Source organism: Yeosuana aromativorans, assembly GCF_014646655.1.
In the GTDB taxonomy this organism is placed as follows: domain Bacteria; phylum Bacteroidota; class Bacteroidia; order Flavobacteriales; family Flavobacteriaceae; genus Yeosuana; species Yeosuana aromativorans.
Genome location: NZ_BMNR01000001.1, coordinates 716039 through 739223, shown reverse-complemented (window position 1 = coordinate 739223; position 23185 = coordinate 716039). Strand labels below are relative to the sequence as shown.

Sequence of the window (23185 nt, the reverse complement as noted above, 5' to 3'; positions counted from 1 at the left end):
TTAACTAATTTATTTAGCTAAGTTAATTTCAACACGTCTGTTGTTAGCTCTACCTTTGGCAGTAGCATTTGTGTCAATTGGTTTAGATTCACCATAACCAAGAGCAGATAATCTAAAGGCATCAATACCGTTTTCAATTAAGTATTGTTTTACAGCATTAGCTCTAGCATCAGATAATTTTTGATTTAAAGCTTCGCTACCTACGCTATCAGTGTGTCCTTCAACAGTAAATTTAGCTGTTGGGTATTCTTTAAGAATTTTGATGATATCACCTAAGACAGCTGCAGATTGTTTTTTGATACTTGATTTACCAGTATCAAATAAAATTGTTTTAGCATATTCATTTAATGTTTTTTGAACTTCTGCAGATACTTCAGGACATCCGTTGTTGGCAACAGTACCTTTAACATCTGGACATTTATCGTCTTTGTCTAAAACACCATCACCGTCAGTGTCTGGCCAAGGGCAACCTTGATTTGCAGCAGGACCAGCAGTGTTAGGACATTTGTCATCTGAATCTTTAACACCATCACCATCAGCATCTGGACAACCAGCTAAGGCTTTTAAACCAGCTACAGTTGGGCAAGCATCGTCTTTATCAGCAACGCCGTCACCGTCAGTGTCAGGGCAACCGTTAAACTCAGCTAAACCAGCTTCGTTTGGACAAGAATCTTTACTGTCTTCAATACCATCACCGTCAGTATCAGGACAACCATTGAATGCTGCTAAACCAGCAACGTCTGGACAAGCATCATCTTTGTCATAGATACCATCACCGTCAGTGTCAGTTCCACCAAATTTGATAGAAACACCAGCTGTGTGTTGGAAATGTGTATTTAAGTAATCTTCAAAAGAATGTTTATATGCTGATTGAATAGTGAAACCTACGTTATCACTCACCCAAATGTTAAATCCTACAGTTCCGTTTAATGTTCCAGCACCAATTTCATCTACCCAAGTGTAACCTCCACCAACGCCTAGGTAAGGCTCAATAACGCTAGAGTTTAATAATTCACCAAGGCTATACTTAATGGTTCCGTCAATGCCATAATAAGATAAATCATTAACTGAAGCATCTCCCCATTTAGTTATTTTATTTATAGATCCAGCTACTCCAAAAGAGAATCCATCACTTAAATACTTTGATACTGAGATTGATGATAATGATGGTAAAATATTCCAGTGGTCACTTACATTGAAGTATTCACTAAAAATGTCACCTAGAGGAGCATTTTCTCCAGTAGGATAGAAATCAACTGCGTTTGCCCCAATAGTAATTTGCCATGGGTTGTTTTTGTCTTGCGCATTAGCGTTGCTATAACCAAGTACAAGCAACATAGCGAACAATAATCTGCTAAGATTTTTCATATTCAAAAGTTTAATTTTTAAGTGTTAATTGTAAACAAAAGTAAGTTGTTAAATTTTATTAACAAAGACAAATATATAAAAAAATGATGATTTTCTTTAATTATCAATGGTTCAGAGCTGTTTTTAGATAACATTTAGTGATTTGCCAACTTTTGTAAATGCAAGAATAGCCTTATCTAGATGCGCTTTTGTATGGGCAGAAGACAATTGTACTCTTATTCTTGCTTTTTCTTTTGGAACAACAGGAAAAAAGAACCCAATTACGTAAATGCCCTCTTTTAAAAGCATATTGGCCATGGTTTGGGACAGTTTTGCATCGTATAACATGACTGGAACGATGGCAGAATCACCATCAATGATATCAAAACCGGCATCTTTCATGCCTTTTTTGAAATAATTTGTGTTCCATTCTAAAGTATCTCTCAATTTTGTGTCGTTGCTCAACATATCAAAAACCTTTATAGAAGCACCAACAATAGCTGGAGCCAAAGAATTTGAGAATAAATATGGCCTAGAACGCTGGCGCAACATATCAATAATTTCTTTTTTGCCGGTTGTATAACCACCCATTGCACCGCCTAAGGCCTTTCCTAAAGTTCCTGTAATGATATCAATTCTTCCCATAACGCCTTTTTCCTCAAGGGTCCCTCTGCCTGTTTTGCCTATAAATCCGGCAGCATGGCATTCATCTATCATGACCAAGGCATCATATTGTTCTGCTAGATCACAGATTTTATCTAAGGGAGCAACCAAACCATCCATTGAAAATACACCATCGGTTACAATAATCTTAAAACGGGCGCCATTTTCATTTGCTGCGATAAGTTGCTTTTCCAAATCTGTCATATTACTGTTTTCATACCGGTATCTGGCGGCTTTGCATAGACGAACACCATCAATAATTGAGGCGTGATTTAAAGAATCTGAGATAATGGCATCCTCGGGACCAAATAAAGGTTCAAAAACCCCGCCATTGGCATCAAAAGCCGCTGCATACAATATAGTGTCTTCTGTTTGGTAAAAATCTGCTATTTTTTGCTCCAGTTCTTTATGGATATCTTGGGTTCCGCAAATAAAACGCACTGAAGACATGCCAAACCCATGTGTATCCATGGTGTCTTTGGCCGCTTGAATAACATCTGGGTGAGATGACAATCCTAAATAATTGTTGGCACAAAAGTTTAAAACGGTTTCGCCTGTATTTAAAGTAATCTCTGCACCTTGGGCAGACGTGATAATCCGTTCTGTTTTATAAAGCCCGTTATCTTTTATTTCCTGAAGTTCTTGCTGTAAATGTTGTTTTAGTTTACTGTACATAATCCTGTTAATTTTTTACAAAGTTAAACTTCTTTTACGTGAATGGTTTTATCTATATAGACAAGAATTTTTTTAATAACGCTAAAGTTCATGTCTTCCAAAACATCTTGATACGTTATAACTTGTTGTACGTGGCTTTTATCTTCCTGACCTGTTTTGTAATCAACTATAATAGCTTCGTTATTAGAGTTTATAATAACTCTATCCGGCCTTAAAACATGACCTTGTTTGGTTATAATATCCCTTTCGTTATAAATGGTATTCTCCGAACTAAAGCAAGCAGTGAGTTTGGGATGGTCAATGATTTCAAAAATCGTTTTTTTTAGGCTTCCCGCTTGTTCTTTGGTTATCATGGATGACATGATAAAATCATTTACAACAAAATCCACATCATCTTTTGTTTTGATTTTAGATAGCATGTTATGTATAAGATTTCCTTTTTCTATAGCTTGTTCTTGATGCGAATCCCACAGATAGCCAGAACTAGTCACGATACGTATATTGTGATCTTCTTTGGCAGATGATATAAATTCCAGTTCCTTCAAAGCTGATTTCCTTAAAGAATCTGTAGAAGATTTTTCTGGGTTACCAAAGCTATAACTTAGATTGGAATCATTCCATAACCCTAAATGCATCAGGTAATTAATAAACAATCCGGAAAACCGCTTATTGTTTACTTCGTTTTTGGTAGAAATATCTTTTTTTGAAATGATATGCAACTGCTCAATGGCACGCGTTAATGCTACATATAACAAGTTGATGTTGTCCAGTTCTTTTTCAGATTCGTGTACATTAAAAATGTTCAACCCATTTGCTCCATAATGCTCAAAATCCTTATTGTAATTTAAAAGTGTATGGGAAAATCCGTTAAACGTATCCTCTTCTAAAGGGAACCACGCTTTGGGTTCTTTTTCAAAGTAAATATCCAAATCAGCATAAGGAAAAATAACAACAGGGAATTCCAACCCTTTTGATTTATGAATGGTCATGATTTGAACAGCATTTTGTCCTGTTGGAGACACAATGCTTAAACTGTCTTTTTTCTTTTCAAAGTAACTTAAAAACCCTGAAATATCTGACCCCTTTTTCTGGGTATAATCTAAAACAATATCTAAATAAAACTGAACATAAGCATTAGACTGTTTTACAAGATTAAAGCATCTCACAATGGTTTCGGTTAAATCATAAAGAGATAATTGTAACAGGGAATGGCTATTTATAAATACACCAAAACCCTCAAGGCTTTTAAAAAACTGGTTAGTTGGTAAATGAATGTGGTTGCTAAAAAAAGCATGTTTATCATCAACACCAAACTTGTGAGCCAAATAATCCAGCACACGAATTTTTACATCATTGTTTTTTGGTTGAATCAATAAGGTCAGCATATCATTTATAAAGGCAACTTCGGGCGCATTGTAAATCAATAAGGTTTCAGAGGAAATGATGGGAATACCTTCTTGGCTTAAATAATTGGCAATGGCAACACCCTCTTTTTTCTTTCTCACTAAAACACAGATGTCCCCTAGTGAAAAATTGTTTTCAAGGCAAGCGTTAATGGTTTCCAAAACTTTTGATGTATATAACTCATCACGGTCATCATCTTTGTCAATATCCAAAAAAGTAAGATTCACATAGCCATTAAGTTCTATAGATGTGTTTTGATATGAATTTTGATAGAGCAATTCATGGGTTTTATCACTGAAAACCTGTGATGACAAAAATTTAAAAAAGCCATTGTTGAAACTTACAATTTCCTGAAAACTTCTGTAATTTTTTGGTAGGGTTTCAACATGTTGTTCTATTTGAAACGGGTTATTGGTTTTATTGAACAAACCAATAAACTGTTCTGCCCGTCCGCCCCGCCAACGGTAAATGGCTTGTTTGGCATCACCAACCAATAAGGCACTGCCGTGTTCTGCTGAAAGGGAGTTGTCTATGAGCGGCATTAAATTGTTCCACTGCAATACCGAGGTGTCCTGGAATTCATCAATAAAATAATGTTTGAATTTTTCACCAATACGTTCGTAAATAAATGGTGTTGGTTGGTTTTTGATTTCGTTGCTTATAATACTGTTAAATTCAGAAATAAGCATTTTGTTTTGGTCATCCTTTAATGCTTGAAGTTCTTTATTTATGGCATTTAAAACAGATAGCGGGGTTATATTTTTATAGCATGATTTTAAAAATTTAAGTTGAAAAACGGCCTTTTTTGTTGTATTAAAAGCTTCAACTAGCTGAGGTTGGATTTCATCGATGGTTTCAGCTATATTTTGTGTAATCCGTTTTGGGTACAATGGACTGTTTTCGGTTAAATCCGTTTGCCATTTTGCGCCAAAGTTCAAATCATAATTACTATCAGCTAAATTTTTAAAATGTTTAGGCAAGTAACCGCTAGAAAAATCATTAAACTCCAACCCACACTCGTCAATTAAGCTTAACACACCTTTTGCAACTTCAACAATATTGTTTTCAGTTTGTTTTATCTGTGTTTTTAGTTGCGATTTAAGGACGTTAAAATCATCTATGGTTTTGTCTTTAAGGGTTTCAATAAACGGAATGTCGTTTTCATTAACCAATAGTTTGGCAATCTTATTAAAATCATATGAAACATCCCAGCTTTTATCATCATCCGCTTTTTCAATGGCAAAATCCACCAGTACTTTGGTTAGTTTTTTTTCGGTACCAGCTTTTGAAATCAAGCTGTCAACCGCTTCACTTAAAAGGGAATCCTGATCCAGTTCAACCTCAAAATTTAAAGGGATTTTTAAATCGTGTGCAAAAGTCCTGATGATTTTGTGGGTAAACCCATCAATAGTAGACACATCAAAAGCCGCATAATTATGAATGATGGTGTCTAAAAGTTTTTTAGATTTTAAATGAAGCGTACTTGCATCAATTTGTAACTCATCACAAATAGCTTCAAACATGCTATTGGAATCTTTTAAAATCCGTTCGTTTGAAAACAACTTTAAAGTCTCAATTATGCGGTCCTTCATTTCTGCAACCGCTTTATTGGTAAATGTAATGGCCAGGATATGTTTAAATGGTTCTTTTCTTTCTGACTTAAATAAAATTTTAAGGTATTCTTTTACAAGCGAGTAGGTTTTTCCGCTTCCTGCAGATGCATTATAAACTGTAAAAGAATGGCCATTTTGCATATTCAATGAATTTGCATACAAGATAAAAACTATCAATGAGTTGATAACAATTAATTATTTTTAATTGAAGTGTTTTGTATGTAAATGCGTAAATTTGAATGAAATAAAATATTAATACATTAAAACAAAATAATTATGGCTTTCGAATTACCGAAATTAGGATATGCGTATGATGCTTTAGAGCCTCATATTGATGCACGTACAATGGAAATACACCATACAAAACACCATCAAGGATATACAAACAATTTAAACGCCGCAATAGCTGGAACCGATATGGAAAATAAATCCATTGAAGATATTCTTGCTACTTTGGATATGAATAATATGGCGGTAAGAAACAATGGAGGTGGATTTTACAATCACTGCTTGTATTGGGAGGTAATGAACCCAGAAGGTAAAGGGTATTTATCCGGTGAATTAAAAGAAGCTATCATTGCAGCATACGGTTCAGTAGATGCTTTTAAAGATGCTTTTAGTAAGGCTGCCGCTACTCGTTTTGGTTCTGGTTGGGCTTGGTTATGCGTTCACAAAGGAGGTAAGGTTGAAATTTGCTCAACACCAAACCAAGATAATCCATTAATGCCTGGTGTTTCTTGCGGTGGAACGCCTATCTTAGGAATTGATGTGTGGGAACACGCCTATTACTTAAACTACCAAAACCGTCGTCCAGATTACATCAACGCATTTTTTAATGTGATTAACTGGAATGAAGTTGAAAGACGTTACGCAGAAGCAAAATAAATATTAAAATATATTTATAATGAAAAAGCAAACCTTTTTGGGTTTGCTTTTTTTATGCTCTGTAATGAAAAGTTAGATTGTCATTTTCTCATGGGAATTAAAAATGAAAAAGGTGAACGAGAGTTCACCTTTTTGCCCCAAATCTACCATAAACTTAACCTACTTATGTTATGGTGCTTCAAATGTATGGAGGCATAAACAACTGAAAAAATATTTTAGTTCAACTACTGATATCTTGGCTTAAACGAAATAAAAGGTTGGTTTTATTGATAAAACGGGCAGTTGATTGAAGTATAAAAATAAAAAGGGCATAAAAAAAGGCGAACAGTTGTTCACCTTTTTTTGCCCCAAATCTACCATGAACTTAACCTACTTATGTTATGGTGAGACCAATTTATATGTATTTTGGATAAAAAGTTTATTTTTTAGATAAACAGCATTTATTTTAGATTAAATGTGTATTTCTTGGATTAAGTGAGTTAAAATCAAAAATTTACAATTAATAAGCTCTTTTTTTGTTGCCTTCATAAAAGTTAATAAAAGCTCTGTTCACAACCCGGTTTCCACCAACGGTTGGATAATACCCCGTAAAGTACCAATCTCCTAAATGGTCTGGGCATGCCTTATGCAGGTTTTCAACCGACTGGAATATGATTTTTACTTCAGCTTTTACGGTTTCATTAGTCAATAATTCTGAAATTTTATCTGAAATTTGCTCATCGGTAAACGGATCATAAATTTCCCTCACAAAGTTTTTAACTTCTTTATCTTCTAATTCTGTTTGGTCTATACACTTGTCATATACCTCTTTGACTATGTGATATTGATTGGTTTCCTTTAAAAGTTCCAAAGCCGCTCTAAAGGCTATTAAACTTTCTAAGTTTGCCATGTCAATGCCATAACAATCCGGATAACGGATTTGAGGCGCCGAAGAAACAACTATTATTTTCTTTGGGTTTAACCTGTCCAGCATTTTGATGATACTCATTTTTAATGTGGTACCACGAACGATACTGTCATCAATAATAACAAGATTGTCCGTCGGTTTAATGACGCCATAAGTGACATCGTAAACATGGGCTACCAAATCATCACGACTGCTGTCCTCTGTAATAAAGGTCCGTAACTTAACATCTTTAATGGCTATTTTTTCAATACGCGGCATCTCAGATAAAATCTGGGTAACCCGCTCTGCCGATAAATTTCTGCTGCCACTTAAAATAGCTTTGGTTTTCTTTTTGTTAAGAAAGTCCTCAACGGTTTCTATCATGCCAAAGAACGATGTTTCAGCAGTATTTGGAATGTATGAAAAAACAGTACTTTTGATATCGTTATCAATGGTGTCAAGAACTTTGGGCATCAACAAGCGCCCTAGCATTTTACGCTCTTGATAGATGTCGGCATCACTACCTCTTGAAAAGTAAATGCGCTCAAAGGAACAAGCTTTGCGTTCCAAAGGATCTAATATTTTTTTGACCGAGGTTTTTCCTGATTTTTTGGTGATGATAGCATGCCCTGGCGGTAATTCTATAATGTCTTCAAATTTCACATTAAAAACGGTTTGAATTACAGGGCGTTCTGAAGCGACAACCACTACTTCGTCATCTTTGTAATAAAAAGCCGGACGAATACCAGCAGGATCACGCAAAACAAACGCATCACCATGACCTATAAGGCCAGCCATAGCATAACCGCCATCCCAGTTTTTGGCAGCTCGTTTTAATATTTTTGACACCTTTAGGCGTTCTGCAATAAGCGGTGAAGCCTCTCTTTTATTGTAACCTTCTTTTTTTAAGTCTTTGTAAATTTTACTAACGGCATCATCCAAAAAGTGACCGATTTTTTCCATGATGGTAATCGTATCAGTATATTCTTTTGGATGCTGGCCTAAGTCAATCAGATTTTTAAAGAGTTCTTTAACATTGGTCATGTTAAAATTGCCGGCAAGTATGAGATTTCTATGCTGCCAGTTGTTTTGCCTTAAAAACGGATGTACGCTTTCTACACTGTTTTTCCCAAATGTGCCATATCTTACATGCCCTAAAAGAAGCTCACCAATGTAAGGAATGTTCTTTTTTTGCAGAGAAACATCATTTACATATTCCGGGTTTTCATTAAACTCTTTATTGATACGTTGGTTAATTTGAGCAAAAATGTCCTGAATGGGTTGTTGCGCTATTGATCGAACCCGACTAATATAACGTTCACCAGGATTGGTATCTAATTTAATACTTGCAAAACCAGCGCCATCTTGACCTCTATTGTGCTGCTTTTCCATCATTAAGTACATTTTATTGACACCATAAAATGCACTTCCATATTTTTCCTTGTAGAATTCTAATGGTTTTAAAAGCCTTATGACTGCTATTCCGCATTCATGTTTTAAAGCATCGCTCATTTAAATTTTGTTATTATAGGTTGTTGTCTTTTCAATATTAACTAAAAAACGCGCTCTATTTGAGCGCGTTGGGTCATGTTAAGAGTATATTATATGTTTTTAATATTTGCTTTTTATGGGTCATGTACAAATGTCTAATTTTCATAACGTAAAATTACAAATTATCGTTTAAGACAATTTCAAATTGTGTTAATTTCTTAAATTTCAATAATCGCTTATGCACATCGTCACTTGATAATGTTTTCATGCGTTCGGTTCCAAATTTCTCAACACAAAACGATGCTAAGGTTGAGCCATATATTACGGCATTTTTCATGTTTTCAAATGAGGTATCTCCTGTTTTTGCAATGTAACCCGCAAATCCTCCTGCAAATGTATCACCAGCTCCTGTTGGGTCAAATACTTCTTCTAAAGGTAAGGCAGGAGCGTAAAACACGTTATCATTATGAAATAACAAAGCGCCATGCTCACCTTTTTTAATGACCACATATTTAGGTCCCATTTCATGGATTTTTCTGGCGGCTACAACCAATGAGTATTCGCCTGTTAACTGTCTGGCTTCTTCATCATTAATGGTAATTACGTCAATACGTTTCATGACGTTATGTAAATCGTCAAGGGCGCTGTCCATCCAAAAATTCATGGTGTCCAAAACCACTAACTTAGGTTTTGTGGTCATTTGGTCCAACACGCTTGATTGGACGAGAGGATGTAAATTTCCTAACATAACCACTTCGGCATCACGGTAATTTTCAGGAACCACTGGATTAAAATCAGCCAAGGTATTAAGCTCAGTTACCAGTGTATCTCGGGTATTCATATCATTGTGGTACTTTCCGCTCCAGAAAAAGGTCTTCCCTTTGGTTACAATTTCAATACCTGAAATATCTATGTTTTTGCTTGAAAGAAGATCTAAATATTCTTGCGGAAAATCACCGCCAACAACTGATACAACTGCAGAGTCTATATCAAACTGCGAGGCTGATAATCCAATGAAGGTAGCAGCGCCACCAAGAATTTTATCGGTTTTTCCAAAAGGGGTTTCAATAGCATCAAAAGCTACAGTACCTACAATGACTAATTTACTCATGAAGAGGATTGATAATTTTTGTGCAAATATAAGGTTTTATTTTAGTTGTTTTTAACATAGAAAAAGAGTTGTTGTTTTGATTTTAGTATTCAAGCCAATAAAGCAATCCTAATGCTAGTATTGACCAAAAAAAATAAAAAAGAAGGCATTTTTAACGAAATTCTAAAGAAACAATTTATAGAGATTTTGTTTAGAATACCTATCTTCGGAATCTTATTTAATTACAAAAAATATGAGGTTAGCCAACAATCTAGTTATCGTGTTGTTTTTAACACTTAACATCGTCTATGCCCAATACGATCCTTCCAAAATTTTCGTGACTGATTTTTATAATTATAAAGGCGATTCTGTAAGAAGTGCCAGTGGCAAACCAGGCTCGGGGTATTGGCAAAACGAAGCGAATTATACCATTAAGGCGGATTTTGATGTTAACACACATCTATTGGATGGAGCGGTTACCATAGAGTATGTAAACAACAGCCCTGATGAGCTTGATATGCTTTGGTTGCAATTGGACCAAAACACCGAAAAGCCAGAGGCCAGAGACAATACATTAAGAAATCCAGATGCATCACAAGACGATTCAAAAGGATACACCATAGAGAGTGTCAAGGTTTTGAAAGACAATTCATTGGTAACCGTTCCTTATGTTGTAAAAGGCACACGCATGCAAATCCGATTGGAAGATTATGTAAAGCCTAAAGGAAAAACCAAGTTATCAATTAAATATTCCTATACATTACAACCAAGTAGTGGTGGTGGACGGTCTGGTTTTATGGACACCAATGATGGTCAGATTTTTGAATTCTCATATTGGTATCCCAGAATGTGTGTCTATGATGATTATTACGGTTGGAACACCTTGCCATTTATTGGCGGGGGCGAGATGTATTTGGATTATGGAACCGTTGATTACCAAGTAACGGTTCCTGCCAACCAAGTCGTGGTGGGCGCAGGTGCTTTGGTGAATGCCAATGAGATTTTAAATGATAAAACCTTAAAGCGTTTAGAACAAGCAAGCCAATCCGATACGCCTGTTTTTATAAGAAAAGCCAATGAAGTTAATAACCCGGTCACCAAAAACAAGACAAGAACGGTCACTTGGCATTTTAAGATGGAAAACACCCGCGATGTGGCCTGGGCCATGTCGCCTGATTATATCTGGGATGCCGCTAGAATCAACTTGCCTGAGGGCAAAACAGCGTTGGCGCAATCGGTGTATCCAGAGGCCTCTACTAAAGAGCCAAAAGCCTGGTCGCGATCTACCGAATTTCTAAAAGCTTCTGTTGAAGATTTCTCTAAACGTTGGTTTGTATTTCCGTATCCGGTAGCCACTTCGGCCGCTGGGTCTGTTGGAGGCATGGAATACCCCGGATTTGTGTTCAATAGCTGGAAAGCCGAACCCTATGATATGTTTTTATTGGCCTCGCATGAAATTGGTCACACCTGGTTTCCTATGATTGTGGGGTCTGATGAGCGCCGACACCCCTTTATGGATGAAGGCTTCAATACCTTTATTGATATTTTTGTGCATGAGGATTACAACAACGGTGAGTTTGCTCCCAAAAGAGATGGCGAGTATGCGCCAGGTAAAGGCAATCCTGCCAATGAGATCATTCAAGTTATGGAAGACAGCAAGGAGCACGCTACGCTGATGATGCCTGCTGATGATATGGACTACAAGTATGTGCATCCGCTGGCGTATTTTAAATCGGCCTTTGGTTTGGTATTGTTGCGAGAGGTTATTTTAGACCCTGATACCTTTGATTATGCCTTTAGACAATACATCCACAATTGGGCTTTTAAGCATCCGCGTCCGGCCGATTTCTTTAGAAGCATGGACAATGGCTCTGGTGAAGATCTAACCTGGTTTTGGCAAGGCTGGTATTACCACAATTGGCAGTTGGACCAAGCCATTACTAAAGTTGAGTATGTTCAAGACAAGGTTTCTAACGGTGCCATGATTACGGTAACCAATAACCAACAAATGGTAATGCCTATTTTGGTAACGGTTACAGAAAGCAACGGCAAACCCCATAACTTTAAAGTGCCGGTTGAGGTTTGGAAATTTGGTAAAGACGCCCAATTTAATGTAAACACCACCTCTAAAATAAAGCATGTAGAACTGGATGCCAAGCACCAATTACCAGATATCGATAGAAACAATAATGTGTGGAATGCTGAAAAGTAAATTAAATAAGCCTAATAATTATTTTCTTCCAAAATCAGCAGGAATTTCTCCCCAGGCTTTGGTTTCCCATTTTACAATGACAGTCTTGTAAGTGTTGGTTTTTAGCCAGTTAACAGCTCTGTCAACCAAATCAAAAAGGGGTTTGTTTTTGTCGTTTCGCTCCAATTTGGTGTTGCAAGTTTTCTTTTTAACCCAACTCATGGCTGTTTTTGAGTCGGTGTAAATAAGTTTGTCGCTGTTATTTTTTTTAAGGAGCGCCAACCCGTGCACAATGGCCAAAAACTCTCCGATGTTATTGGTGCCTTCCTCAAAAGGCCCTTGAATAAAGAGTTGTTTCTTTGTCTTGGTATCCACGCCTCGATATTCCATTTTACCAGGATTACCACTTGAGGCCGCATCAACGGCAATGGAATTATAATTGGGCTGTCCTATTTTTTTAAGCCGCTCTTCAGATAGTTCGCTTTTAAAGGTTTTTGTCTTCCCTATATAATCTTTGTAGTTGCTTTTTAGTGCTTTTTTAGCGGCATCAAAACTTTCAAACGATTTGTATTGGGCACCATCAAAATTGGTGATTTGTGCCTTGCAGTCATCCCAAGATTCAAACACTCCTGTATGATGCCCTTTCCAAACGGTATAATATTTTTTCTTTTTTTTACTCATTTGCGAATAAAAAGGAGTTTACCACTTTTGGGAAATGCTCCATTTCCAATTCATGGATTTTGTTGGCGACATCTTCGGCCGTATCTGTGGATGAGATCTTGCATTTTGCTTGAAAAATAATGGCGCCTTCGTCATAATGTTCGTTCACATAATGAATAGTGATACCTGTTTCATCCTCTTTATTGGCCACAACAGCTTCATGAACATGCATACCATACATACCTTTGCCTCCATATTTTGGTAATAACGCTGGGTGAATATTAATCACTTTTTTTGGAAACGCATTTAGAATGGATTCAGGGAATTTCCATAAAAACCCAGCAAGCACAATTAAATCAGGATTATGGTTTTTTAATAGGTCTAAAATAATTTCGGTAGAATAAAAAGCTGTTCGGTTAAATGACAAACAACTGGTTTTGAGTCTCTTGCAGCGATCAATAATTTTAGCTTGTGGATTGTTGGTCAACACAATAAAATCAGAAACCTGGTCATTATCTTTAAAGAAAGTGATTAAGTTTTCGGCGTTTGATCCAGAACCAGAAGCAAAAATAATGACACGTTTCATAGTAAAACAGATAGGGATATGATAAATGGTTGAACAAAAAAAAGAATAATTATTAACAATTTGAAGGTAAATCTCAAATACTTGAAACTATTTTGGTAAATTTAGAAACACATTTTTAAACTAAAGTCGTGTTTTAAAAATAAAGTTTTTTATTTTTGCCAACTAATTAAAAACCTAAAATTAAAAGATTATGTCAGACATTGCATCAAGAGTAAAAGCGATTATCGTAGACAAATTGGGAGTTGATGAGAACGAAGTTGTAACTGAAGCAAGCTTCACAAACGATTTAGGAGCGGACTCATTAGACACAGTTGAACTAATCATGGAATTTGAAAAAGAATTTGACATTCAAATACCAGATGATCAAGCTGAAAATATCGCAACTGTAGGTCAAGCTATATCCTATATAGAGGCTGCAAAATAAGCAAGGACTTTTATGGAATTAAAGCGAGTTGTAGTTACAGGATTAGGCGCTTTAACACCAATTGGCAATACCAAAGATGAATTTTGGGAAGGCCTAATTGGTGGTAAAAGTGGAGCTGCACCTATAACCTATTTTGATACCGAAAAGTTCAAAACAAAGTTCGCTTGCGAGGTTAAAAACTTTGATGCTACCAATTTTCTTGATAGAAAAGAGGCACGCAAGATGGATAAATTTGCGCAATATGCAATGGTAGCAGCAGATGAAGCGATTGCAGATGCCAAATTAAATCTTGACGAAGTTAATAAATTGCGAGTTGGGGTTATTTGGGGAGCAGGAATAGGTGGACTGGAAACATTTCAAGAAGAAGTTTTAAACTTTGCCGCTGGTGATGGCTCTCCTAGGTTTAACCCATTTTTTATCCCAAAGATGATTGCCGATATTGCACCGGCAAATATTTCCATAAAGCATGGTTTTATGGGGCCTAATTATACCACGGTCTCAGCATGTGCTTCTTCAGCAAACGCTATGTTTGATGCCCTAAACTCTATTCGATTGGGGCATTGTGATGTAGTTGTTACTGGTGGAAGCGAAGCGGCGGTTACCATTGCTGGTATGGGAGGATTTAATGCCATGCATGCCCTATCAACCAGAAACGAAAGTCCAGAAACGGCTTCTCGACCATTTGATGGGACCAGAGATGGATTTGTTTTGGGTGAAGGTGCAGGTGCATTGGTTTTAGAAGAATATGAACATGCCAAGAAACGAGGCGCCAAAATTTACGCAGAGTTCATTGGTGGTGGATTATCTTCTGATGCCTACCACATGACTGCGCCACATCCTGATGGAATTGGTGTGATGGCGGTTATGAGAAACTGTTTGGAAAATGCTGGGCTAAAACCAGAAGATGTTGACCATATCAATACACACGGAACATCCACACCTTTAGGGGATGTTGCTGAGCTAAAAGCTATTTCAGAAGTTTTTGGAAGTCATGCAAAGCATATAAATATTAATTCAACAAAATCAATGACCGGGCACTTATTGGGTGCTGCAGGTGCTATTGAAGCCATATCGGTCATTTTGGCCATGGAACACGGCATGGTTCCTCCAACAATTAACCATGCAACTGTTGATGAAAACATTGACCCTGAATTAAATTTAACGTTAAACAAAGCTCAAAAACGAGACGTTAAAGTAGGCATGAGCAATACCTTTGGATTTGGAGGCCATAATGCTTGTGTAGTATTCAAGAGATTAGACTAATATCCGATTGAAACATATTAGAGACATATTAAATTCCCGTTCTAAAGGTAACGGGAATTTTTTTATTCAATTAAAAAAAGTCTTGGGCTTTAAGCCCAAAAGCATTCAAATTTACAGGACCGCTTTTACGCATCGCTCCATGAACATCAAAGATGGCGAAGGGAATGCCATAAATTATGAACGCTTGGAGTTTTTAGGTGATGCCATGCTGGGTGCCGTTATAGCATCCCATTTATATGTTGAAGTTCCCAGTGGGGATGAAGGCTATTTAACCAAAATGCGATCTAAAATTGTCAGCAGGGAACATTTAAATGAACTGGGAAAAGATTTAAACCTCATCAATTTAATAGAAAGCAAAATAGCCTCGTCTCAATTTGGCGATAACATCCACGGCAATTTGTTTGAGGCTTTGGTTGGTGCCATTTTTTTGGACAAGGGTTTCAAATACTGTGAGAAGTTTATTTACAAGCGCGTTATTATTCCGTATGTTGATATAGCCCAGTTAGAAGGCAAGGTCATTAGTTACAAAAGTCTATTGATAGAATGGTGCCAAAAAGAAAAGAAAACATTTAACTATCATGTGTATGAAGATACTGGTAATGATGAGGTCAGGCATTTTTCGGTAAAATTATCAGTTGATAACAAGGTGGTTTCAAAAGCGAGAGCCACTTCAAAGAAAAAAGCTGAGGAAAAGGCATCAAAACGAGCCTTTTTTGTGTTTCAAAATAAAATGTCCAGATAAACTTTTATATCTGAAAAAATCCTAATTCACTACAACGTTTTAGTTAGCAATTCTTTTTAAGATTGATAAAAACTTACTACTTTCAATTTTTTAAATATTATATTTACACCGATTTATATAAGTTATGGCTGTACACAAACTTATCCTTGATGATGTTTTTGAAGAGACGATTTGTACATTAATTGGCATTCATTGCACCATTGAAGATTACCGTTTGGCATATCTTTTAAATAAAAGTTTGGGGATTAATCTGGTTAGAAATAAAAAAGACTTAGATTATAACAACGGAAAATCAACTTATTCCATTTATAAATGGGAAGACAAGAAGCAATTTTTAACGTGGAATTTGGTGTCAAATATTTGTAAAACAAATGATTATGAAAAAGAACGTTCACAATCCTTGTTTCAAACAAACCAAACCGTTACAAAAACATATTATTTATTACCAGAACTAAAACACGTTAACTATTTATTGAAAATTGAGGAAGAATTCAATCTAAATAAAGAAAGACGTATTATCAATACAATATTGAGTATCCCACAAATTGCAACAGCCTACACTATTGATCTTAGTCAATTAAAATCTAAAGAAAATTTAATTTTTAGCTAATGCCAAAAAGAAAGAAAACCAAAATAGTGGCCACTTTGGGTCCAGCAACCAGTACAAAAGAAGTTTTGAAAGCTATGCTTGATGAAGGTGTAGATGTTTTCAGAATAAATTTTTCACACGCCGATTACAAGGATGTAGCAGAGCGTATCAAGATGATACGTGACCTCAACGACGAATACGGTTATAACGCAGCTATATTGGCCGACCTACAGGGACCCAAACTTCGTGTGGGTGTTATGAAAGAAGAGGTGGTAGTTCAACCGGGAGATGAAATCATATTTGCCACTGGAAAGCGATTTGAAGGAACCAAAGAGCGTGTATACATGACTTATGAGCGGTTTCCTCAAGATGCTAAGCCAGGGGAACGCATTCTTTTGGATGACGGTAAATTGATATTTGAAGTTGTTTCAACCAATAAAGATAACGAGGTAAAAGCAAAAGTAATTCAAGGCGGACCGCTAAAATCCAAAAAAGGCGTAAACTTACCTAATACGAATATTTCACAGCCAGCATTAACAGAAAAGGATATTGAGGATGCCATTTTTGCCATTAAACAACAAGTGGACTGGATAGCCTTATCATTTGTGCGTCATGCAGAAGACCTCATGCAACTAAGCGATTTAATTAATGAGCATAGTGATGAAAAAATCCCCATTATAGCTAAAATTGAAAAACCAGAAGCCGTTGAAAACATTGATAAAATAGTAGCCTATTGTGATGGTATTATGGTTGCCAGAGGAGATTTGGGTGTAGAAATTCCTGCTGAAGAAGTACCTTTGATCCAAAAGCAATTGGTATTGAGGGCCAAGAAAGCAAGAATACCCGTTATTATTGCAACCCAGATGATGGAAACCATGATTACCAGCCTAACACCTACCCGGGCTGAGGTTAATGATGTTGCCAACTCTGTCATGGATGGAGCCGATGCTGTGATGCTCTCAGGAGAAACATCTGTTGGGCAGTATCCGGTGCAAGTCATCAAGCAAATGGCAAACATTTTAAAACGTGTTGAAGATTCACCGTTAATTCAAGTGCCACAATTACCACCACATATAAGAACCAATAGATATATAACTAAATCGATTTGTTACCATGCGGCTAATATGGCCAATGAAATTGATGCCAAAGCTATTTCAACCTTAACAAATAGTGGGTACACGGCTTTTCAAATTTCAGCATGGAGACCATCCTGCCATATTTTAGTATTTACATCAAATAGGCGTATTTTAACACAGTTAAGTTTACTTTGGGGTGTGAAGGCTTTTTTTTATGATAGATTTGTTTCAACCGATGAAACCGTTGGTGATATCAACAGAATAGCAAAAGCCAATAATTATGTTACCAAGGGTGATATGGTCATTAGTTTAGCGTCTATGCCAATTGCCGAAAAAGGGATGGTAAACACCTTACGTGTAAGAGAGATTTCTGGTGACTAAAACTTCATTAATAAAACTTATACTAAAAGTGCTCATGCAGTAAAAAAACTGTTTGAGCACTTTTTTCTTTTTAAGAACTTCAATTGAACCAAAAATTTTTTAAAACTCAAACTTCAATTGCACGCTTACACTTTTTTCTTTTTCAGTTTGCGTTTTGTTTGAAGGCGTTTTGTCTGTATTCAAATTTGAAATAGAAATCCCGAGCAACCGTACGGAATTGTTCAATTTTTCTTGATATAATAAATCTTTTGCCGTTTCAAGAATCACACTGTGATCGCTCACAAAATAAGGAAGCGTTTTACTGCGGGTTTGTAAAGTAAAATCGCTGTACTTGATTTTTAAAGTAATGGTTTTGCCGGCCACACGGCTTTTGGTTAAGCGTCTGGAAACCTCTTTGGCAATTTGCTGTAACTTTTCCAACATAAAAATTTCACTGGATAGATTTTCATTAAAAGTACGCTCAGCAGCTAATGATTTTCTTATTCTATTGGGTTTAACTTCGCTGTTATGGATTCCTCTAACTACATAATAATAGTACTTTCCAGACTTTCCAAAGTGTTCTTCTAAATACTCTATGGATTTTTGTTTTAAGTCCAATCCCGTAAAAATGCCCATTTGGTACATTTTTTCAGCGGTCACTTTTCCAACGCCATAAAATTTTCGGATGTCAAGTTGTTCCAAAAAGGAAATGACGTCTTCAGGATTTACCGTTTTTTGTCCGTTAGGCTTGTTATAATCACTGGCTACTTTGGCTATAAATTTGTTGATTGAGATTCCTGCTGAAGCCGTTAATCCCACTTCTTTAAAAATGCGCTCACGAATTTCCTTGGCAATCAAAGAGGCACTTGGATTTCCTTTTTTATTTTGGGTCACATCTAAATAGGCCTCATCCAAAGACAATGGCTCAACCAAATCGGTATAATCAAAAAAGATACGTCTTATTTTTTTTGAAATCTCATGATATCTATCAAAACGAGGCCGTACAAAAAGTAATTCTGGACACAAACGTTTGGCTTGCATACCGCTCATGGCACTTTTTACGCCAAATTTTCTGGCCTCATAACTGGCGGCACTCACAACACCACGTTTTTCGCTTCCGCCAACAGCAATGGGTTTCCCCTTAAGTTCTGGGTTATCCAATTGCTCTACAGATGCGTAAAAGGCATCCATATCAACATGAATAATTTTTCTAATGGGCAGAATCTCAGACATCTTGTAAAAATATAATATCTTTATCAAAGAGAATTAAAAGCCATGTCAAAAACAGCAATTATTATTGGTGCTACAGGTCTTACGGGCAACCTGCTATTAAAACAACTTTTAGAAGATAACAGGTATCGAACCGTTCGGTTATTCAGTAGAAGTTCGTGTAACATCACGCATCCCAAAATTGAGGAGCATTTGGTAGATTTATTTGAATTGGAAAAGCATATCGATTTATTTTCTGCCGATGTAGTGTATTGCTGTATCGGCACAACTAAGGCTAAAACTCCAGATGAGGAACTGTATCTTAAGATTGATTACGGCATTCCTATTACATTGGCCAATCTTTGCGTTCAGAAAAACATAGATACGTTTGTGGTGATTTCGGCATTGGGCGCTGATAAAAAGAGCAAGCTGTTTTATAACAGAACCAAAGGTAGAATGGAAGAGGGCGTGTTAAGGTTTGGCATTAAAAACACATATATTTTACAACCGTCTTTGATTGGAGGAACTAGAGATGAAAAACGATTAGGCGAAAAAGTAGCAAAGCTATTTATGCGTATTGTAGATCCTTTTTTGGTTGGAAGTTTAAAGAAATATCGGTCCATTCATCCAAAAGCCATTGTTAACGCCATGGTTTGGTTGGCTAACAATGAGTATAAATCTGGGCGAATTCCATCCAACGAGATTCAAAATATATCAAATAGTTTATGATAGAAATTGAACGCAAGTTTTTAGTAACTTCAAATGATTTTAAACAAGAAGCATTTAAAAGCACAAGAATCATCCAGGGATTTTTAAATACCAATAAACACAGAACAGTGCGGGTTCGATTAAAGGGAGAGCAAGGATTTATAACCGTAAAAGGGCAAACAGATAGCAATGGGACCACACGGTTTGAGTGGGAAAAGGAAATTTCAAAAACGGAGGCCGAAGGACTTTTAGGGCTTTGTGAACCCGGAATTATTGATAAAGAGCGGTTTGAAATAAAGGTTGGTACACATGTTTTTGAAGTGGATGTGTTTAGTGGAGATAACGACGGATTGATTATCGCCGAAATAGAATTGGCACATGAAAATGAATCGTTTAAAAAACCTGGTTGGCTGGGCAAAGAAGTAACAGGAGACATTAAATATTATAATTCACAATTAAGTAAACATCCTTATAAAACTTGGTGATGTGAAAGCCCATAATGGGCGTTTGATAGGTAATGGGCATTACCACTGATATAATTAAAATACTGAACCAAAGGTTCTTGAAAATTTTTAAACAAATGAGAAAAGTCTATTTAATTTTGTTGGTATTAGCTGTGATGATTTCATGCAAAAAGGAAACAAAACAAACGGTTGAACCGACATTAAATGAAGTTAAAAAAACACAAAAACAAATAAAAGAGGAGTTGACTGCAAAAGGTTTTCAAACCTTTGATTATGTTGATGCAACAACTAAAGACACCATTTTAATGCAACAGTATTTTATGGCTTTTTTGAAAAGTGGCCCAACTCGTTCTCAAACTAAAGCAGAAGCTGATAGCCTTCAAACCTTGCATTTGGCACATTTAACAAAAATGTATCAAATGGGGTATGCAGATATTTCTGGACCATTTGGTGATAACGGTGACATAAGAGGCATTACTATTTATAATGTGCCCACTTTAAAAATGGCCGATAGTTTGGCCAACTCAGATCCCATGGTAAAAGCGGGTAGATTAATTATTGAAATACATCCGTGGTGGGCAGCAAAAGGGTTTTCGTTAAGATAGTTTTTAAGGTTTTCAGAATCATTTTGCAGCTTATCAATGTTGCAATGATTTTAGGTTTGTTGGCATTGCACTTTGTGATAAAGGAACATAATTACGTATCTTCATTGTATTTTTACACTTTTCCATTGCCCGTAATTATTCTTTTGGTTTTGTTGTTTTCAATTGTACTTACCAAACAATGGCGACGATATAATTTGATTATAGCATCTTTGTTATTGTTAACCTGGTTGAGCAGGAGCTTTAAAATACATATTCCAGATACCATCAGTAAACAGGATTTAGAAGTGGTTTTTTGGAACGCATCAAGAGATAATACCTTTGAAGACGCTTTTAAAGAAAACGGAAATATTCCTGATGTCTTGGTTTTGGTTGAATCTCCTAAAAACAATTTACAGTCATTTAAGAAACAATATTCTAATGACTATTATTATAAATCTGACAAAGAACTCTTTATTTTTTCAAAAACACCTTTAGATATTATTAGTGAAAAGGTTTCAAACTACAATACAACCGTCATAAACTTTAAAACAGCAGGTATCAATTTTTATGCAGTAGATGCTACAGGAAGTCCAGACGTACCCAGAAAATGGGAATTAACCTATATAAATCAATCCATAAAGGAAAAGAATAATACCGTTGTTCTAGGAGATTTTAACACCCCTTATGAGTCTTCATATTTAAAACAACTTAAAACAGATTTTAATCAGGCATTTAATAAAAAAGGCAATGGATTTAGGGAAACGTGGTTTTATAATTTGCCGCTGTTATCCCTGGACCATATTTGGGTTTCAAAGGACTTGAAAATCTTAAAAACAGAAAAGATTCATACGTTTAAATCTGACCACAATATACTTAAAACCTATATAAAAAGATGATTTTTTATTAAGAATCTTTTTTTTCAAAAGAATATTCATGTTCAACCCTACAAATCTTAACATCATACCAATTATACCAATCTTGTCGCCCTTTTTGTTGAGCAATAAGATGACTGCTGTGTTGTTTCCATTTTTTAATGGCATCTAAACTATCCCAATAACTGATAGTAATGCCAACGCGGTCTCGAGCGCTTTCCATTCCTAAAAACCCCTTTTGTTGTTTAGCAAGTAATTCCATTTGTTCTGCCATTTCTTGATATCCATGCGTATATTCAGAATGTGTTGAAGTAAAAATCACTGCATAATAAGGAGGTTTTTTATTCATTGTACATGCCAATATATAATTCGCCTTTGTCGTTCATGGTTGCCCTAAACATGCCTGCTGTATTAAATTCCATAACCATATTACCCAGTTTATCAACAGCTATCACACCACCATCACCCCCAAGAGCAGGTATTTTTTTCTGGATGACTTCTTTTGCAGCATCCCGCAAGGACAGTCCTTTATAATCCATTAAAGCAGAAATATCATATGCTACTACACCTCTTATAAAATATTCTCCCCATCCCGTGCAGGACACTGCACACGTGGCGTTGTTGGCATAGGTTCCTGCTCCAATAATTGGCGAATCACCTATACGTCCCCAGCGCTTATTGGTCATGCCACCTGTTGACGTACCAGCCGCTAAGTTTCCATGTTTATCAAGAGCGGCACATCCCACCGTTCCAAACTTAGTGTCTTTGATATCTTCATTATAAAAAGACAAAGACACTTGCTCAGATTTTTTAACCCGCTGAAGCGCTTGAAAACTTTTTTCAGTATAAAAATATTCAGGGGAAACGAGTTCCAATCCTTGTTCCTTGGCAAATTGTTCGGCGCCTTTTCCTGAAAGCATAACATGTGGTGAATGTTCCATAATGGCCCTTGCTAGGTTAATAGGGTTTTTAACGGTTGAAGTTCCTGCTGAGGCTCCCGCATTTAAGGTTTTTCCATCCATTATGGAGGCATCGTGCTCATTGGTTCCTGCGTTGGTAAAAACGGCTCCCTTTCCAGCGTTGAACAACGGCGAATCTTCCATAACATTGATGGTTTTTTGAACGGCATCAAGACTGCTTCCTCCATTCTTTAAAATGGTATAGCCTACACGAATGGCTTCCTCAAGTTTGGCTTTGTAGGCTGCCTCTTTCTCGGGCGTCATGTTTTCTTTTAAAATTGTTCCAGCGCCACCGTGGATTACAATTGAAAATTCAGATGTTCTGATTTTAGTACTATCAACAGGTTCACTTTTTTGGTAGGTTAACGCTTTTATTTCTGATTGGTTCATGCAACCGGTAAGAACTAATAACAGGCCAAGTAAATAGAGAACATTTTTCATAAT

General features: G+C 36.3%; 21 protein-coding genes. 11 read left to right on the top strand and 10 right to left on the bottom strand.

The annotated features are described in order from the left end of the window. Positions 1-9: 9 nt before the first annotated feature. From IEW94_RS03005 to IEW94_RS02995, 3 genes are all read right to left on the bottom strand, one after another. The gene (locus IEW94_RS03005; protein ID WP_188649819.1) at positions 10-1368 is read right to left on the bottom strand and encodes an OmpA family protein; all 1359 of its coding nucleotides are present in this window, start codon (positions 1366-1368) and stop codon (positions 10-12) included. Positions 1369-1491: 123 nt separating this feature from the next. Further along, the gene (gene kbl, locus IEW94_RS03000; RefSeq protein WP_188649817.1) at positions 1492-2685 is read right to left on the bottom strand and encodes a glycine C-acetyltransferase; all 1194 of its coding nucleotides are present in this window, start codon (positions 2683-2685) and stop codon (positions 1492-1494) included. A 23-nt stretch (positions 2686-2708) separates the two neighbouring features. Next, the gene (locus tag IEW94_RS02995; RefSeq protein ID WP_188649815.1) at positions 2709-5843 is read right to left on the bottom strand and encodes a UvrD-helicase domain-containing protein; all 3135 of its coding nucleotides are present in this window, start codon (positions 5841-5843) and stop codon (positions 2709-2711) included. 135 nt (positions 5844-5978) lie between these two features. On the opposite strand from IEW94_RS02995, the gene IEW94_RS02990 reads away from it, so the two are divergent. Beyond that, a complete protein-coding gene (locus tag IEW94_RS02990) occupies positions 5979-6587 on the top strand; it encodes a superoxide dismutase (protein ID WP_229669425.1) in 609 nt (202 codons plus the stop codon). A gap of 499 nt (positions 6588-7086) precedes the next feature. On the opposite strand, the gene IEW94_RS02985 is transcribed toward IEW94_RS02990, so the two are convergent. Together IEW94_RS02985 and IEW94_RS02980 are read right to left on the bottom strand one after the other, a co-directional pair. Continuing rightward, a complete protein-coding gene (locus IEW94_RS02985; protein WP_188649813.1) occupies positions 7087-8985 on the bottom strand; it encodes an amidophosphoribosyltransferase in 1899 nt (632 codons plus the stop codon). 154 nt (positions 8986-9139) lie between these two features. Continuing rightward, positions 9140-10075: a PfkB family carbohydrate kinase gene (locus IEW94_RS02980; RefSeq protein ID WP_188649811.1), complete on the bottom strand. Its 936-nt coding sequence runs from the start codon at positions 10073-10075 to the stop codon at positions 9140-9142. A gap of 232 nt (positions 10076-10307) precedes the next feature. Between IEW94_RS02980 and IEW94_RS02975 the strand changes: the two genes are divergently transcribed. Next, the gene (locus IEW94_RS02975) at positions 10308-12266 is read left to right on the top strand and encodes a M1 family metallopeptidase (RefSeq protein ID WP_188649809.1); all 1959 of its coding nucleotides are present in this window, start codon (positions 10308-10310) and stop codon (positions 12264-12266) included. An 18-nt stretch (positions 12267-12284) separates the two neighbouring features. Here the strand turns inward: IEW94_RS02975 and IEW94_RS02970 are convergent, their stop codons facing one another. Together IEW94_RS02970 and purN are read right to left on the bottom strand one after the other, a co-directional pair. Next, positions 12285-12926, bottom strand: coding sequence for a ribonuclease H1 domain-containing protein (locus IEW94_RS02970; protein WP_188649807.1), 642 nt, complete (start codon positions 12924-12926; stop codon positions 12285-12287). Further along, positions 12919-13491 carry a phosphoribosylglycinamide formyltransferase gene (purN, locus tag IEW94_RS02965; protein ID WP_188649805.1) on the bottom strand — a complete coding sequence of 191 codons (573 nt, stop codon included), beginning with the start codon at positions 13489-13491 and terminating at the stop codon, positions 12919-12921. The genes IEW94_RS02970 and purN overlap by 8 nt, the downstream gene beginning before the upstream one ends. 190 nt (positions 13492-13681) lie before the next feature. Between purN and IEW94_RS02960 the strand changes: the two genes are divergently transcribed. The 5 genes from IEW94_RS02960 (at position 13682) to pyk (ending at position 17966) form a co-directional block, all read left to right on the top strand. After that, positions 13682-13915 carry an acyl carrier protein gene (locus IEW94_RS02960; protein WP_007647141.1) on the top strand — a complete coding sequence of 78 codons (234 nt, stop codon included), beginning with the start codon at positions 13682-13684 and terminating at the stop codon, positions 13913-13915. 12 nt (positions 13916-13927) lie between these two features. Next, on the top strand, positions 13928-15178 hold the full coding sequence (fabF, locus tag IEW94_RS02955) for a beta-ketoacyl-ACP synthase II (RefSeq protein ID WP_188649803.1): 1251 nt from the start codon (positions 13928-13930) through the stop codon (positions 15176-15178). Between the two features lie 7 nt (positions 15179-15185). Beyond that, positions 15186-15920 (top strand): ribonuclease III, encoded by a 735-nt coding sequence (rnc, locus tag IEW94_RS02950; protein ID WP_188649801.1) that lies wholly within the window; start codon positions 15186-15188, stop codon positions 15918-15920. A gap of 124 nt (positions 15921-16044) precedes the next feature. After that, positions 16045-16530, top strand: a complete 486-nt coding sequence (locus IEW94_RS02945; RefSeq protein ID WP_188649800.1) for an IPExxxVDY family protein — start codon at positions 16045-16047, stop codon at positions 16528-16530. Beyond that, a complete protein-coding gene (pyk, locus tag IEW94_RS02940; RefSeq protein ID WP_188649798.1) occupies positions 16530-17966 on the top strand; it encodes a pyruvate kinase in 1437 nt (478 codons plus the stop codon). The genes IEW94_RS02945 and pyk overlap by 1 nt, the downstream gene beginning before the upstream one ends. Positions 17967-18065: 99 nt before the next feature. Here pyk and dinB read toward each other — a convergent pair whose 3' ends face one another. Next, complete coding sequence (gene dinB / locus IEW94_RS02935; RefSeq protein ID WP_188649796.1) at positions 18066-19178, bottom strand: DNA polymerase IV; 1113 nt, start codon at positions 19176-19178, stop codon at positions 18066-18068. A gap of 42 nt (positions 19179-19220) precedes the next feature. On the opposite strand from dinB, the gene IEW94_RS02930 reads away from it, so the two are divergent. The 4 genes from IEW94_RS02930 (at position 19221) to IEW94_RS02915 (ending at position 21806) form a co-directional block, all read left to right on the top strand. After that, positions 19221-19883 (top strand): NAD(P)H-binding protein, encoded by a 663-nt coding sequence (locus tag IEW94_RS02930; RefSeq protein WP_188649794.1) that lies wholly within the window; start codon positions 19221-19223, stop codon positions 19881-19883. Beyond that, the gene (locus tag IEW94_RS02925) at positions 19880-20347 is read left to right on the top strand and encodes a CYTH domain-containing protein (RefSeq protein ID WP_188649792.1); all 468 of its coding nucleotides are present in this window, start codon (positions 19880-19882) and stop codon (positions 20345-20347) included. The genes IEW94_RS02930 and IEW94_RS02925 overlap by 4 nt, the downstream gene beginning before the upstream one ends. Positions 20348-20442: 95 nt before the next feature. Next, positions 20443-20931, top strand: a complete 489-nt coding sequence (locus IEW94_RS02920) for a YciI family protein (protein WP_188649790.1) — start codon at positions 20443-20445, stop codon at positions 20929-20931. A gap of 44 nt (positions 20932-20975) precedes the next feature. Beyond that, entirely contained in the window at positions 20976-21806 is an 831-nt protein-coding gene (locus IEW94_RS02915; protein WP_188649788.1) for an endonuclease/exonuclease/phosphatase family protein, read from the top strand. A gap of 7 nt (positions 21807-21813) precedes the next feature. On the opposite strand, the gene IEW94_RS02910 is transcribed toward IEW94_RS02915, so the two are convergent. Continuing rightward, complete coding sequence (locus IEW94_RS02910) at positions 21814-22131, bottom strand: antibiotic biosynthesis monooxygenase family protein (protein ID WP_188649786.1); 318 nt, start codon at positions 22129-22131, stop codon at positions 21814-21816. Then, positions 22124-23182 carry an isoaspartyl peptidase/L-asparaginase family protein gene (locus tag IEW94_RS02905; protein ID WP_188649784.1) on the bottom strand — a complete coding sequence of 353 codons (1059 nt, stop codon included), beginning with the start codon at positions 23180-23182 and terminating at the stop codon, positions 22124-22126. The genes IEW94_RS02910 and IEW94_RS02905 overlap by 8 nt, the downstream gene beginning before the upstream one ends. Between the last annotated feature and the right edge of the window lie 3 nt (positions 23183-23185).

Excerpts from the sequence above, each read along its gene's own strand:
- purN (WP_188649805.1), bottom strand. The coding sequence starts at position 13,491 with ATGAAACGTGTCATTATTTTTGCTTCTGGTTCTGGATCAAACGCCGAA.
- IEW94_RS02980 (WP_188649811.1), bottom strand. The coding sequence starts at position 10,075 with ATGAGTAAATTAGTCATTGTAGGTACTGTAGCTTTTGATGCTATTGAA.
- IEW94_RS02920 (WP_188649790.1), top strand. The coding sequence starts at position 20,443 with ATGAGAAAAGTCTATTTAATTTTGTTGGTATTAGCTGTGATGATTTCA.
- IEW94_RS02915 (WP_188649788.1), top strand. The coding sequence starts at position 20,976 with ATGATTTTAGGTTTGTTGGCATTGCACTTTGTGATAAAGGAACATAAT.
- IEW94_RS02905 (WP_188649784.1), bottom strand. The coding sequence starts at position 23,182 with ATGAAAAATGTTCTCTATTTACTTGGCCTGTTATTAGTTCTTACCGGT.
- IEW94_RS02990 (WP_229669425.1), top strand. The coding sequence starts at position 5,979 with ATGGCTTTCGAATTACCGAAATTAGGATATGCGTATGATGCTTTAGAG.
- IEW94_RS02995 (WP_188649815.1), bottom strand. The coding sequence starts at position 5,843 with ATGCAAAATGGCCATTCTTTTACAGTTTATAATGCATCTGCAGGAAGC.
- IEW94_RS02970 (WP_188649807.1), bottom strand. The coding sequence starts at position 12,926 with ATGAGTAAAAAAAAGAAAAAATATTATACCGTTTGGAAAGGGCATCAT.
- IEW94_RS02985 (WP_188649813.1), bottom strand. The coding sequence starts at position 8,985 with ATGAGCGATGCTTTAAAACATGAATGCGGAATAGCAGTCATAAGGCTT.
- pyk (WP_188649798.1), top strand. The coding sequence starts at position 16,530 with ATGCCAAAAAGAAAGAAAACCAAAATAGTGGCCACTTTGGGTCCAGCA.
- dinB (WP_188649796.1), bottom strand. The coding sequence starts at position 19,178 with ATGTCTGAGATTCTGCCCATTAGAAAAATTATTCATGTTGATATGGAT.
- IEW94_RS02945 (WP_188649800.1), top strand. The coding sequence starts at position 16,045 with ATGGCTGTACACAAACTTATCCTTGATGATGTTTTTGAAGAGACGATT.
- IEW94_RS02930 (WP_188649794.1), top strand. The coding sequence starts at position 19,221 with ATGTCAAAAACAGCAATTATTATTGGTGCTACAGGTCTTACGGGCAAC.
- IEW94_RS02960 (WP_007647141.1), top strand. The coding sequence starts at position 13,682 with ATGTCAGACATTGCATCAAGAGTAAAAGCGATTATCGTAGACAAATTG.
- IEW94_RS03005 (WP_188649819.1), bottom strand. The coding sequence starts at position 1,368 with ATGAAAAATCTTAGCAGATTATTGTTCGCTATGTTGCTTGTACTTGGT.
- IEW94_RS02925 (WP_188649792.1), top strand. The coding sequence starts at position 19,880 with ATGATAGAAATTGAACGCAAGTTTTTAGTAACTTCAAATGATTTTAAA.
- kbl (WP_188649817.1), bottom strand. The coding sequence starts at position 2,685 with ATGTACAGTAAACTAAAACAACATTTACAGCAAGAACTTCAGGAAATA.
- IEW94_RS02910 (WP_188649786.1), bottom strand. The coding sequence starts at position 22,131 with ATGAATAAAAAACCTCCTTATTATGCAGTGATTTTTACTTCAACACAT.
- fabF (WP_188649803.1), top strand. The coding sequence starts at position 13,928 with ATGGAATTAAAGCGAGTTGTAGTTACAGGATTAGGCGCTTTAACACCA.
- IEW94_RS02975 (WP_188649809.1), top strand. The coding sequence starts at position 10,308 with ATGAGGTTAGCCAACAATCTAGTTATCGTGTTGTTTTTAACACTTAAC.